The sequence below is a fragment of the Vibrio sp. 1401 genome, from assembly GCF_033340295.1.
This window is the reverse complement of record NZ_JAWOWF010000013.1, coordinates 41025-53950: the sequence shown is the minus strand read 5'-3', so window position 1 is coordinate 53950 and position 12926 is coordinate 41025. Positions and strand designations below refer to the sequence as shown.

Annotated in this window: 11 protein-coding genes and 1 riboswitch; of the genes, 5 read left to right on the top strand and 6 right to left on the bottom strand. The window is 43.0% G+C overall.

Translation table 11 applies throughout. From position 1 onward, the window contains the following. Nucleotides 1–36: 36 nt before the first annotated feature. The 4 genes from purR to R7Z77_RS09125 all read left to right on the top strand — a co-directional run bounded on the left by purR (nt 37) and on the right by R7Z77_RS09125 (nt 3267). On the top strand, nt 37–1041 hold the full coding sequence (purR, locus tag R7Z77_RS09140; RefSeq protein ID WP_005378368.1) for an HTH-type transcriptional repressor PurR: 1005 nt from the start codon (nt 37–39) through the stop codon (nt 1039–1041). 287 nt (nt 1042–1328) lie between these two features. Continuing rightward, nucleotides 1329–1418, top strand: a riboswitch (cyclic di-GMP riboswitch). Nucleotides 1419–1534: 116 nt separating this feature from the next. Next, nucleotides 1535–2125, top strand: coding sequence for a TfoX/Sxy family DNA transformation protein (locus tag R7Z77_RS09135; protein ID WP_005378367.1), 591 nt, complete (start codon nt 1535–1537; stop codon nt 2123–2125). A gap of 114 nt (nt 2126–2239) precedes the next feature. Beyond that, a complete protein-coding gene (locus R7Z77_RS09130; protein WP_005378366.1) occupies nt 2240–2926 on the top strand; it encodes a TVP38/TMEM64 family protein in 687 nt (228 codons plus the stop codon). Nucleotides 2927–2946: 20 nt separating this feature from the next. Further along, complete coding sequence (locus R7Z77_RS09125) at nt 2947–3267, top strand: DUF2007 domain-containing protein (RefSeq protein ID WP_017820033.1); 321 nt, start codon at nt 2947–2949, stop codon at nt 3265–3267. Nucleotides 3268–3298: 31 nt separating this feature from the next. Here R7Z77_RS09125 and R7Z77_RS09120 read toward each other — a convergent pair whose 3' ends face one another. The 4 genes from R7Z77_RS09120 to topA form a co-directional block, all read right to left on the bottom strand. Further along, the gene (locus R7Z77_RS09120; protein ID WP_017820032.1) at nt 3299–4102 is read right to left on the bottom strand and encodes an alpha/beta fold hydrolase; all 804 of its coding nucleotides are present in this window, start codon (nt 4100–4102) and stop codon (nt 3299–3301) included. Nucleotides 4103–4211: 109 nt separating this feature from the next. Beyond that, nucleotides 4212–5669, bottom strand: a complete 1458-nt coding sequence (gene glgA / locus R7Z77_RS09115; RefSeq protein ID WP_064353745.1) for a glycogen synthase GlgA — start codon at nt 5667–5669, stop codon at nt 4212–4214. After that, nucleotides 5659–6876 carry a glucose-1-phosphate adenylyltransferase gene (gene glgC / locus R7Z77_RS09110; RefSeq protein ID WP_017634726.1) on the bottom strand — a complete coding sequence of 406 codons (1218 nt, stop codon included), beginning with the start codon at nt 6874–6876 and terminating at the stop codon, nt 5659–5661. The genes glgA and glgC overlap by 11 nt, the downstream gene beginning before the upstream one ends. Before the next feature lie 608 nt (nt 6877–7484). Continuing rightward, entirely contained in the window at nt 7485–10115 is a 2631-nt protein-coding gene (gene topA, locus R7Z77_RS09105; protein WP_005378351.1) for a type I DNA topoisomerase, read from the bottom strand. 434 nt (nt 10116–10549) lie between these two features. Between topA and R7Z77_RS09100 the strand changes: the two genes are divergently transcribed. After that, complete coding sequence (locus R7Z77_RS09100; protein WP_005387884.1) at nt 10550–10798, top strand: YciN family protein; 249 nt, start codon at nt 10550–10552, stop codon at nt 10796–10798. 63 nt (nt 10799–10861) lie between these two features. On the opposite strand, the gene aroA is transcribed toward R7Z77_RS09100, so the two are convergent. Together aroA and R7Z77_RS09090 are read right to left on the bottom strand one after the other, a co-directional pair. Beyond that, complete coding sequence (gene aroA, locus R7Z77_RS09095) at nt 10862–12142, bottom strand: 3-phosphoshikimate 1-carboxyvinyltransferase (RefSeq protein ID WP_213866955.1); 1281 nt, start codon at nt 12140–12142, stop codon at nt 10862–10864. Nucleotides 12143–12432: 290 nt separating this feature from the next. After that, nucleotides 12433–12909, bottom strand: coding sequence for a glycine zipper 2TM domain-containing protein (locus R7Z77_RS09090; RefSeq protein WP_005378348.1), 477 nt, complete (start codon nt 12907–12909; stop codon nt 12433–12435). Between the last annotated feature and the right edge of the window lie 17 nt (nt 12910–12926).

Below are 12926 nucleotides of genomic sequence, written 5' to 3'. Positions count from 1 at the left end.
CGACATATTTCAGTAGCTCGATACAGGACACCATTTATGGCCACGATAAAAGACGTTGCTCGCTTAGCCGGCGTTTCCACTACGACAGTTTCGCACGTTATCAATAAAACGCGTTTCGTTGCAGAAGCAACGCAAGAAAAAGTAATGAAAGCCGTTGACGAGCTGAATTACGCGCCAAGTGCCGTTGCACGCAGCCTAAAATGCAACTCAACTCGTACGATTGGCATGTTAGTAACTCAATCAACTAACCTATTTTTCTCAGAAGTGATTGATGGCGTTGAGAGCTACTGTTACCGCCAAGGCTATACTCTGATTTTATGTAACACAGGCGGGATTTACGAAAAACAACGCGATTACATTCGTATGCTGGCTGAAAAGCGCGTTGATGGCATCCTAGTGATGTGTTCTGACTTAACCGAAGAACTAAAAGAGATGCTTGACCGTCATGCGGACATTCCTAAAGTGGTCATGGATTGGGGCCCAGAGAGCTCACAAGCAGACAAGATCATGGATAACTCAGAAGAAGGTGGCTACATTGCAACCAAACATCTGATTGACAATGGTCATACGGATATCGCTTGTCTAAGCGGTCATTTTGAAAAGCTTGCTTGCCAAGAGCGCATTGCAGGTTTCCGTCGCGCAATGAGCGAAGCGAACCTAGCTGTAAATGAAGACTGGATCCTTGAAGGTAACTTTGAATGTGATACGGCCGTATTAGTTGCAGATAAAATTACCGCAATGGACAAGCGCCCGACGGCGGTATTCTGTTTTAACGACACAATGGCTCTAGGCCTAATGAGCCGCTTGCAACAAAACGGGATCAAAATTCCTGAAGATATTTCAGTGATCGGCTACGACAACATCGAGCTTGCGGAATACTTCTCTCCACCGCTAACGACTATCCACCAACCTAAACGTCGTGTTGGTAAAAATGCATTCGAAATTCTACTTGAGCGTATCAAAGATAAAGAACACGAAAAACGAATTTTCGAGATGCAACCTGAGCTTGTAATTCGAAATACTGTGAAAAAAATGAACTAAATTTCACTGTATTTAACCGTGTTAAATAAGCGCTCTACAGGGGCGCTTATTTTTTTGGAAAAATTAAGCATTCTCTAATACTTCACACCACTCTAATAACAATTGACTAACGTTAACTCCCTGTTTTATATAAATGTAATATATATTAAGAACTCCTTTTCAAAGGCCAATTTGCACCTTTCCATATGCAAAATAGAGCATTCAATCTATCATTTTTATTGAACCGAAATCACACTTTTAACGCTAAACCGTGATGTTAATTCAATATAAGAAGTATGCTCATTGTGTCACGCACAGGGCAAACCATTCGAAAGAGTGGGACGCAAAGCCTCCGGCCTGAACCATATTACGATATGGAAGGTAGCGGGGTTACCGATGGCAAGTGTGTAAGCAATGACTTTACTCTGTAATGACATTGTTTTTACGCATGTTTGCTACTCTCTCGGACCTGACTTTTGGTGGCGTAATATTAATTACACCGAGATAACAAAACATGGATAAACCGATACTCAAAGACTCTATGAAGCTATTTGAGGCACTTGGTAATATCAAGTCGCGCTCAATGTTTGGTGGCTTCGGACTATTCGCTGATGAAACAATGTTTGCACTAGTGGTAAACAATCAGCTTCATATCAGAGCAGACCAAAAAACTTCATCTGACTTCGAGAAACAAGGGCTAAAGCCTTACGTTTATAAAAAACGTGGCTTTCCAGTCGTTACAAAGTACTACGCTATTTCCAGCGATTTATGGGAATCAAGCGAACGCTTAATCGAAGTAGCGAATCAATCATTGAAAAAGGCAAAGCTTGAGAAAGAACAGCAAGCAAGTACAAAGCCTAACCGTTTGAAAGATTTGCCTAACTTACGACTGGCTACCGAGCGCATGCTAAAAAAAGCCGGCATCGAATCCGTAGAGAAGCTTGAAGAGGAAGGTGCGCTTAACGCCTATAAAGCGATAAGAGATACGCACTCTGCAACCGTCAACATTGAGTTGCTATGGGCACTAGAAGGGGCTATCAACGGCACTCATTGGAGTGTGGTACCTCAAGCTCGCCGAGATGAGTTGATGAACGGCCTCCAATAAAAGTCGGCCTAAAAACTATCTTGTAAAACCGCAGTCTAATCTGCGGTTTTTTTGTGAAATTTTTTCGGTTTTCCTACTGTCTTATTACATATATCCCAAATTGGAATCAAAATTATGAATAAGAAACTGATATTAGGTCTCATCCTACTAGCGGCTATCGTCTTTTTAGGTATTAACTTTGGCCAGTATTTAACCTTAGAGAATGCAAAAGCCCAACAAGAAGCACTAACTACATACATCGATCAGAATTTTGTATTCTCGGCTGCGATTTACTTTTTTACCTACATTGCAATTACCGCTTTTTCTATCCCAGGAGCGGCAGTAGTCACCTTACTTGGTGCAGCCTTATTTGGTTTTTGGACAAGCTTGCTACTGGTTTCTTTCGCTAGCACTATGGGGGCAACACTGGCCTTCTTGAGCAGCCGATACTTATTGCGTGACTGGGTACAAAACAAATTCGGAAATAAACTCAACGCAATTAATCAAGGTGTCGAAAAAGACGGAGCTTTTTATCTATTTTCCTTGCGTCTAATCCCTGTATTCCCTTTCTTTCTAATCAACTTACTGATGGGCTTAACGCCGATGTCTGTAGGTAGATTTTATCTCACTAGCCAAATAGGTATGCTGCCAGGCACAGCCGTATATCTGAATGCAGGTACTCAATTAGCAACAATTGAAAGCCTATCGGGCATTGTTTCACCCGCAGTATTAGCGTCTTTTGCGCTATTGGGACTATTTCCAATCATCACTAAATGGGTTATGAATAAAGTAAGGCCGACACCAAGTCAGCAAAACTCGTAATTGGTGAAGTGGGTATTTTGATGAAAATATTTATCGCTAAAAACCCAGCAGAAGCACACATTGTATGTGAGCTGCTTAAAGTGGAACAAATTTACTGTGAAGTTCGTGGAGAAGGTATTTTCGGCTTAAAAGGAGAACTGCCGTTTGGTGATGATACCGATCCTTATGTGTGGCTTTTTGACACTGCACAAAAGATGAAAGCTGAAGAAATAGTAAAAGCATATCGAAAACAATCCGATAGGCATGAGTATCAAGATTGGCAATGCCCAAAATGTCATGAAATAAACGAAGGGCAATTTGGTGCATGTTGGCAATGTGGATATCAACTAGGAGAGCTATAGCGGCTCTCCTATTCAGTGGATGCACTCAGTTTTAAGCACATACAGCTTGCTGTTTAATAAACTCGATGGAGTGTTGATTGAAGTCTTCTGGACGCTCTACATTGCATACATGACCACAATTCGGGATTTCTCGTAGAATGCTGAGCTTATGTGCTGCAACCATTTCTTTGACAGGTTTAATAAACATGTAATCCCTGTCGCCCATTAAGTAAAGAGTCGGAATGGGTAACTCTCGATCTTTAAAATATTTCATTAACGGATTTACATCAGCGGCAAGAATAAACCAACGTTTAAATTCTTTTTGGCAAAGCTTCTTGGCTTCGCGAATAAAAAGGTGGCGAGATTCTCGTTGGCTTCTTTGAGGCATAACAATATAAGCGAACAGTTTGTAGAGCCACATGTACGGTAGGATATGCTTACAAAAATTACCTAATTTCACCAATATCTGAGAACGAGTGTTAAGCCTTGTGACAGCACCGCCGAGCACCATCGAACGTACGCGCTCTGATGACAATTCAGCAAGGTTTCGAACAATAATAGTACCAAGCGACATACCGACAAAATGAGCGGATTGGATCTTTAAATGGTCCAATACTTTCAAAATATCTTGGGTAACTTCCGTAAAGGTATAACGGCTAGCAATGAGCTCTTTAAGTAACTGATTTGACTTTCCATGACCTCTTAAATCGATCAGCAATAAGTTAAAGTGTTGCTTGTAAGCTTTAATTTGCTTGAACCAGATAGAAGAGCTACCACCAGCACCGTGCACAAATACAACCCACTCATTACTAGTAGGGTGCAAATAGGTTTTATGAAAAAGTAGCGGCTGGGTCATATTGAGTATCAAAAAGATCGTGCTATTGAGTAAAAAGCCATCCTACCACACTCCCCTTACTCAAGATAATAAAGGCACCTCATTCGGTGCCTTTCGTTACAATTTTAAGTCAAACTAACGCTGAGTGGTAAAGCTGCAAATAAGATTCTGCGGCCTTTTGCCAACAAAAGTCTTGTTGCATCGCGTGCAACTGTACTTTATTCACTTCAGGCTCGTTTTGAGCGTAGAGCAACAGTGCCCTTAGCATCGTTAACAACAATGCCTGCGGTGTCGGTTCGAAAAAAACAAACCCCGTTGCTTCAGATGGGTTTACATCATAATCGCTAACGCTGTCCTTCAAGCCACCAACACCGCGTACTATCGGTAATGTCCCATAAGCCATACTATAGATTTGGTTTAAGCCACATGGTTCAAACTCAGAAGGCATCAAGAAGAAATCAGAACCCGCTTCAACGATATGCGCAAGTTCATTGTCATACGCTTCTACAAAGGCAAATTGGCTAGAAAACTGCGCGGCAACCTCTCGTAACTGAGCGGCAAGAACAGGGTCTCCGGTCCCAACGACAACTAGCTGAACATCGTGCTTCAAAAAATCGGCCAAAGCAGGCAACAAGTAATGAACGCCTTTCTGCTGGGTCAACCGACAAACCATACCGAACATAGCTACATCTTTTTCGGGCAAATTTAGTCTTTGTTGTAATGCTTTTTTACAAGCTTTCTTCCCTTGCGACATACTTTTCTGGTCGGCGCAGTAATTAACCGGCAAGTAGGTATCCGTTTCCGGATTCCAAGCGCTGTAATCACAACCATTCAAGATGCCGACTAAGTCCTGCGCACGTTGCTGAAACTCCCAAGCCATGCCGTGACTGCCAAGCTCTGTTTTTAGTTCCTCTGCGTACGTAGGGCTAACCGCGTTTATCTTATCTGCATTCATTACACCAGCTTTAAGCATCGTAATATGCGTTGCACTCACCGCAGCATCGGGAACGTTTCTACAATGAAACTCTGGCAAACACTGCACGTCTTCATAACTAAATACGCCTTTAAAGACCGCATTGTGAATTGAAATGACGCTTTTAGTATGAGCAAAAAACGGATCATTGCCATACCTGTGCTTGAGCAAAAATGGAACAAGACCTGTGTGCCAATCGTTCGCGTGTATGATATTAGGTTGAAAGGCGAGCTTGGGTAACATATCGAGACATGCTGCACTAAAAAACGCAAAGCGCTCGCCGTTATCAGTATACGCTTGGTTGTTCTCCGCATACATTGATGGTCGATTGAAATACGGCGGACAATCAATCAGGTAAACAGGATTTTGACCTAACATGAGCCGCAAAACTCGATACTCCGTATGCGGCCATGATGTTAATTCTGTTTCTAATACAACTTCTGCGTCTGCGAGTTTATCAATACTGCTGTACGCAGGGATGGTAATTCTTACGTCTTGCTGTAGGTTTTGAAGGGCTTCCGGTAGTGCCTTGGCAACATCTGCCAAGCCACCACTTTTAATGAGTCCTTCAACCTCAGAAGCTACAAACAGAATAGATAAGTTGTTAGTAGCCAACTCGAGCTCCTTTCGGAATAACAACAATGCCCTCCTCAGACACGTGGAAGTGTTTTTTATCTTCTTGAAGATTCACACCAATCTGAGTACCAGGAGCAATATCGGCATCCTTGTCGACAATCACACGACGTAAAACACATCCTTCGCCAATTTTTACGTCACCAAGAAGTATACATTCGCTGATATCGCAAGCAGAAGCAATATTACTGCGAAAACCAAGCACCGACTTTTCGATTCTTGAGCCTCTAACATAGCTGCCATTACACACTAAACTATCGATTATCTGCACACGACCATTATCAGAGTCGGTAAATGTCGCAGGTGGCAATGGTGGGTAGTAGGTATGCAATGGCCATTTACGGTTGTACAGCGAAAATGGTGCATCTTTTTCTAGCAGATCCATATGCGCTTGCCAGTACGCATCAATAGTTCCGACATCACGCCAGTACACCTCTTCTTTTTCGCCACTGATTTTGTTGGTACTGAAGTCATACACGAACACATCACCTCTAGGGAACATCTTTGGAATGATGTCCTTTCCAAAATCATGTGATGAAGCTTCATTATCCGCATCTTCGACCAACTCTGAGAACAGTACCTGAGCTTCAAAAACATAGTTACCCATTGAAACTAAAGCGTAATCAGGGTCACCAGGAATCGACTTCGGATTTGCTGGTTTTTCTTCAAAGCCAATCATACGGCCTTCGCTATCCACTTCGATAACCCCAAATTGCGACGCCTCTTTTAGTGGCATGCGCAATGCAGATACCGTCAGAGAAGCCTGCTTTTCTGAGTGGAAGTTCAGCATTTGTTTGATATCCATCTTATAGATATGGTCAGAGCCAAAAATACAAACTTGCTCTGGTTCCTCTAACTCCATAAAACGCAGGTTTTGATAGATCGCGTCCGCCGTCCCTTCGTACCAACGTTTACCAGTACGCATTTGAGCGGGAATAGGATCGATAAAGCGGTCTGTAATGCCGTTGATGTTCCACCCCTTTTTTAAGTGATGGAATAAAGATTGAGATTTAAATTGGGTTAGGACGTAAATGCGCATCAGATCCGCATTAACAAAATTGTTTAGAGCAAAATCGATCAATCGATAACTACCACCAAACGGTACCGAAGGTTTACTGCGAGATTCCGTTAAAGGTCTCAAACGAGAGCCTTCACCGCCAGCAAGAATCATTCCCAAAACACCAGCCATTTTTTGTTCTCCATATCGTTATAGCTTGGATTTGGTACTCGCTTGAATGAGTCATACTCGGGGAGTCAAGCGAATACATTTAGCAACCGTCTCTGAGTTTCTGTGAACTCTTACAACACGGATAAAAAAGCTACGGCACTTCCAGTATGCAACGTCCACTCTTTCCTTATTTTTTGACGCAAACAATGCACACAGTTGCACTAATTTTTGTAATAAATTATCTAAGCGGGTTCTAAATTACAATTTTTAATACGCCATTCTGTGTACCATACAGCTCTTGCGTACTCAAGACGATATCTAGATCACACATGGAAAAGCAAACGATTACATTGTGAAAACAATTTACGAACGGATTCACTACACCGCCGATTTTTTAGCCCAATGTATAACAAATATGTGAATGCAAAATGAAAGTTACAACGAATATTTTTTACATAAAAAATACATCAGCGACTACGAAATATTGATACTGGGATCTTCTCGCGTCAGCAAAACTCAGTCAAAGCAGCAAAGATCTATACGAACAACACAGTGGCCTTTACGCAAAAACAAAACGCAAAAAAGGCAGCGATATCGCTGCCTTTTTACATTACTTAGATCGTACGTTTTTATGCTTTCGCTTTTTTACGCTTATCAGTGACTTCCCACTTACCGTCAACAAAGAGCGCTGTCCAACCAGATGGTTTGCCATTCTCTTCCGAACGAACGTAGTTCTCTTTTGTTTTGCGACTAAAGCGTACAACTGCAGGACGACCATCAGGATCTTCTTGCGGTGCGGTCGCTAGGTATTTGAACTTCTCAGGTAAACGCTCTTCAAAACGTGCCAGTTCAGCAACCAAAGGAGCACGTGTCTCGCGCGATTTCGGGAAGTTGCTTGCCGCCATAAATAGACCTGAAGCACCATCACGAAGTACGAAATACGCATCTGAGTTTTCACATGGCAACTCGGGGAAATGAACAGGATCTTCTTTCGGGGGCGCGACTTCGCCATTCTTCAAGATCTTACGAGTGTTCTTGCACGTTTCGCTCGTACAATCCATGTATTTACCAAAGCGACCGTTCTTAAGCACCATATCAGAGCCACATTTGTCACATTCAACAACTGGACCATCGTAGCCTTTTACTTTGAACTCGCCGTATTCAACAAGGTAGCCTTCACAGTTCGGGTTATTACCACAAACATGCATCTTACGCTTGTCATCAATCAGGTATGCGTCCATCGCTGTTTCACAGATCGGACAACGCTTTTTAGCACGAAGAGCTGCGGTTTCAACGTCTTCTTCTAGAACGTTAATAATACCTTCTTCGTCACCCAAGTTGATGGTTGTCTTACAACGCTCTTTTGGTGGTAACGCGTAACCTGAACAGCCTAAGAACACACCTGTCGAAGCAGTACGGATGCCCATTGGACGGCTACACGTCGGACACTCGATATCCGTCATGACGATGTGGTTTAACTTCATACCGCCTTCTGACTCATCCAGCTCCGCTTTTTCAAGATCGCCAGTAAAATCAGCAAAGAAGTTGTCTAACACAGCTTTCCAGTTCACTTCACCTTCAGCGATTTGGTCCAATTTCTGTTCCATACGCGCAGTAAAGTCGTAGTTCATCAAATCGTTAAAGCTGTCATCAAGGCGGTCAGTAACAATTTCACCCATTTTTTCAGCGTAGAAACGGCGCTGATCAACTTTCACGTAGCCACGATCTTGAATCGTAGAAATGATCGATGCGTAAGTCGACGGACGACCAATGCCTCGTTTCTCCAGCTCTTTAACCAGTGCTGCTTCAGTGTAGCGCGCAGGTGGCTTTGTAAAGTGCTGTTTAGGGTCAAGTGACTCTAAGCTTAGCTTATCGCCAAGTTGTACCGCTGGAAGGATTGTATCCTCGTTTTTGCCCATTGGACGCTGTACACGAGTCCAGCCGTCAAATTTAAGGATACGGCCTTTCGCTTTAAGCGTGTATTCTGCCGCTTTTACGCTGATGGTTGTTGAATCGTATTCTGCTGGCGTCATTTGACACGCTACAAACTGATTCCAAATCAAAGCGTAAAGTTTGTGCGCATCAGCATCGACACCTTGCAGGTCTTCCGCCTTAACACCCACATTTGAAGGACGGATCGCTTCGTGCGCTTCCTGTGCCCCTTCTTTGCTACCGTACGTCAATGGTTTCGCTGGCAGGTACTTATCACCAAACTCAGAACCAATAAAGTCACGTACAGCGTCCACAGCCTCGGCACTTAGGTTAGTCGAGTCAGTACGCATATAAGTGATGTAACCGGCCTCATAGAGGCGCTGAGCTAGCATCATGGTCTTTTTCACGCCGTAGCCCAGGCGTGTACTCGCTGCCTGTTGAAGCGTAGAGGTGATGTAAGGTGCTGAAGGCTTGCTCTTTGTAGGGCGGTCTTCACGCTTACATACTTCGTAACTTGCATTCTCAAGTACAGACATCGCTGCTTTGGTTTCTGCCTCATTAACTGGCTTAAACGCAGAACCGTCTTTCTGAGCAACAAGCAGTTTAAAGTCCGCTTTGTCTTTCGTTTTCGTATTCGCATGAATGTCCCAGAATTCTTCTGGTACAAACGCGTTAATCTCACGCTCACGCTCAACTAACAATTTCACCGCAACAGACTGCACTCGACCAGCAGATAAGCCACGAGCCACTTTTTTCCAAAGTAGAGGTGAAACCATAAAACCAACGACACGGTCCATGAAGCGACGTGCTTGTTGGGCATTTACACCATCCATGTTCAGCTCACCAGGTGTCTGGAAAGCTTGTTGGATCGCGTTTTTCGTGATTTCGTTAAAAACTACACGTTTGTATCGCTCTTCATCGCCACCGATGATCTCACGAAGGTGCCATGCGATTGCTTCCCCTTCGCGGTCCAAATCGGTTGCGAGATAAACGCAATCTGCGTCTTTGGCGAGTTTTTGTAGTTCGTTGACAACTTTTTCTTTGCCTGGAAGGATTTGGTAATTCGCTTCCCAGTCATGATATGGGTTAATCCCCATTTTTTTGATCAACGCTTTGCGGTCTTTCTCTTTTTTAACGCGCGCTTTCTCTTCCGGACTCATCCCTTTAGTTGAGATGGCTGCGGCTTTTTTCTCACCAGTGCTTTGACCGGCCGTAGGCAGATCACGCACATGACCAACACTAGACTTAACAATAAAGTCTTTACCAAGGTACTTATTTATCGTCTTTGCCTTGGCTGGTGACTCCACTATAACGAGTGATTTACCCATAACTGACTCTAACGTCCTTCATAATAATGCGGGTAGAAACCTTGTTTAAAGGCCACCCGCATAATGTTCTATTTCATTGCTTCTTTTTTTACTATTGTGCGAGATGAAAAGAAGATCAACTGCTTTTTTGAAATTCAGATCCGATTGGTTGACAATTCATCGTCTTTATACTTCAAAGAGACAGGGTTCTGAAAGGTATTGAGCGGCATATCTAAACAGGCAAACTTAGCATCCGCTAATCCAATGCAATAAATTTTGTTACCCATCACAAAATAGTTTCGTTCAATACTCTGCCATCTTCCTCCGCATCATGCTTATACTCTAAAAATTGATCTGTTTAGTCTTACTGAACGATTGACTGAATTAATCATGCAAACCCATTTTAGTTGTAGGTATACTCAGCGTTCTTAACTGAATAGGATGGTAGAAAGAATATGTCTGATAGAACGTTTATCGAAGAGTTCGACCTTCTTTTGATCGCTAACCAAATCATCCAAGAGCACGATGATTACATCGAGGGAATGCGAGCAACAAGTGTAGAAGAAAAAGAAGGTGTTTTAGTTTTTAAAGGTGAATACTTCCTTGATGACAAAGGTTTACCAACTTCAAATACGACTGCAGTATTCAATATGTTCAAATACTTAGCGCATCACCTTTCTAAGGAATTTACGCTGGTTAAATAGTATTGGGAAACAAAAAAGCCAGAGTGTTATTCACTCTGGCTTTCCTGTTTCAGGTCAGAATATTTAGCAGCTTAAAGCCTTAAGTTTGTCGAAGTAGTCAGGGAACGTTTTCGACGTACACTTTGGATCGTTAATCGTCACAGGCGTATCACTAAGTGCCACCAGCGAAAAACACATCGCCATTCGATGATCATCGTAAGTATCAATCGCAGCATGCTTTAACTGAGAGACAGGTTTGACGATGATGTAATCTTCCCCTTCTTCCACTTCCGCACCAACTTTACGTAACTCAGTCGCCATAGCTGACAAACGGTCTGTTTCTTTTACACGCCAGTTATAAACGTTACGAATAGCGGTAGTGCCTTCGGCAAATAACGCTGTTGTCGCGATGGTCATTGCAGCATCAGGGATATGGTTGTAATCCATATCAATGCCTTTTAATTGACCAACACGTGAAATTACGTAGTCATCACCCCATTCAATTTCTGCACCCATTTTTTCAAGCGCATCAGCAAATTGAATATCACCTTGAATGCTGTTTTTACCGATACCCGTGACTTTAACTTCTCCGCCTTTGATGGCTGCCGCCGCCAAGAAGTAAGAAGCAGAAGACGCGTCACCTTCAACCAAGAAATCACCTGGAGCGACGTATTGCTGACCGGCTGGAATCACAAACTCTTGATAGTCGTTGTTGATCACATCGACTCCAAACTGCTTCATGATATGCAGGGTGATATCGATATAAGGCTTAGAAACCAAATCGCCTTCGATGTTGATGCGAATTTCACCTTCAGCCAATGGCGCAGACATTAAGAAAGCGGTCAAGAACTGACTTGAAATGGACCCATCGATAGAAACTGTACCTGCTTTTAGGCCAGTACCAATTATTTTGAGAGGCGGAAAGTTCTCGTTTTCCATGTACTCAACGTTCGCACCAGCATCTTTCAGTGCCGTGACAAGGTGACCAATTGGACGCTCTTTCATACGAGGTTCGCCCGTCAGTACATACTCCCCTTCTCCAAGACAAAGAGCCGCAGCTAATGGTCGCATCGCAGTGCCAGCATTGCCGAGAAATAACTCTACCGGCTCTGAGACAGAAAACGGACGCCCAAGACCTTCAACGAGACATTCTGTTTTATCTTCGGAAAGTTGGTATTGAACGCCTAGTTTAGTCAGCGCATTCAGCATATGACGGATATCATCACTGTCGAGGAGATTAGTAAGGCGAGTTCTGCCTTTAGCAAGAGCAGCAAGTAAAAGAGCTCGATTAGAAACGCTTTTAGAGCCAGGAAGGTTCACTTCCCCTTGAATTTTATTGATAGGTTGTAACGTTAGGCTTTCCATTAAAAGTTGATAATCCTTTGTGCCCTCAACATACGATTTTTTATGAGGGCTAAACAATTCTTCGTGAATTCAGACTACCCAAAAAAACACGACAAAACCAGAGTAAATCGGTGCTAATTTATGAATATCCTCAAGCAGCCTAAAGATACAGAATTAAAGGCATTGCCAGCGATGTAAATCAGAGCGAAAGAAGCACGGCGAAACAGCAAACTATTTCGACTTTATTTGACGATAAGCCAGCCCGACTGTACATGCCTGATTAGGCTTCGTTAGGCTAAAACAACCTAGGGTTAATAAGTGATATCAACCCTGACTCCATCATCAAAATATAAAATACGAACTTCATCCCCTCGACTAAATAACATATTTTTATCAACATCTTGGATGACATTAATTAGCTTATCACCCTTCACTTTGATGAGTAGCTCAACTAACTTATATTCAACCGTGTATTGGTAATTACTTTGGTTTTGAGCAACTGCGGCACCTGCAAGCGCACCCACTGCCGTCGCGACTTCTCTTCCCGTACCGCCACCAAATTGATTACCGACTAAACCACCGATAGTGGCACCAAGTAGTGTCTTCCAACCGTTACTTTTCGATTGAACAACCTCTTGTTGAGTAATATAACGGACAGAGTCAATCTTCCCGTAAACTACTTCATTAACTGGCTTGGCAACATTTCTTTCATAGGCTGCGTTGGCGACAAGTGGTAAAAACAGTATGATCCCAAGCCATACTTTTACGATATTTCTTAACCAGGTCATCATAAACTCCTCTGACT

Coding starts and splice junctions, on each gene's coding strand:
- purR (WP_005378368.1), top strand. CDS start 37: ATGGCCACGATAAAAGACGTTGCTCGCTTAGCCGGCGTTTCCACTACG.
- R7Z77_RS09135 (WP_005378367.1), top strand. CDS start 1,535: ATGGATAAACCGATACTCAAAGACTCTATGAAGCTATTTGAGGCACTT.
- R7Z77_RS09130 (WP_005378366.1), top strand. CDS start 2,240: ATGAATAAGAAACTGATATTAGGTCTCATCCTACTAGCGGCTATCGTC.
- R7Z77_RS09125 (WP_017820033.1), top strand. CDS start 2,947: ATGAAAATATTTATCGCTAAAAACCCAGCAGAAGCACACATTGTATGT.
- R7Z77_RS09120 (WP_017820032.1), bottom strand. CDS start 4,102: ATGACCCAGCCGCTACTTTTTCATAAAACCTATTTGCACCCTACTAGT.
- glgC (WP_017634726.1), bottom strand. CDS start 6,876: ATGGCTGGTGTTTTGGGAATGATTCTTGCTGGCGGTGAAGGCTCTCGT.
- topA (WP_005378351.1), bottom strand. CDS start 10,115: ATGGGTAAATCACTCGTTATAGTGGAGTCACCAGCCAAGGCAAAGACG.
- R7Z77_RS09100 (WP_005387884.1), top strand. CDS start 10,550: ATGTCTGATAGAACGTTTATCGAAGAGTTCGACCTTCTTTTGATCGCT.
- aroA (WP_213866955.1), bottom strand. CDS start 12,142: ATGGAAAGCCTAACGTTACAACCTATCAATAAAATTCAAGGGGAAGTG.
- R7Z77_RS09090 (WP_005378348.1), bottom strand. CDS start 12,909: ATGACCTGGTTAAGAAATATCGTAAAAGTATGGCTTGGGATCATACTG.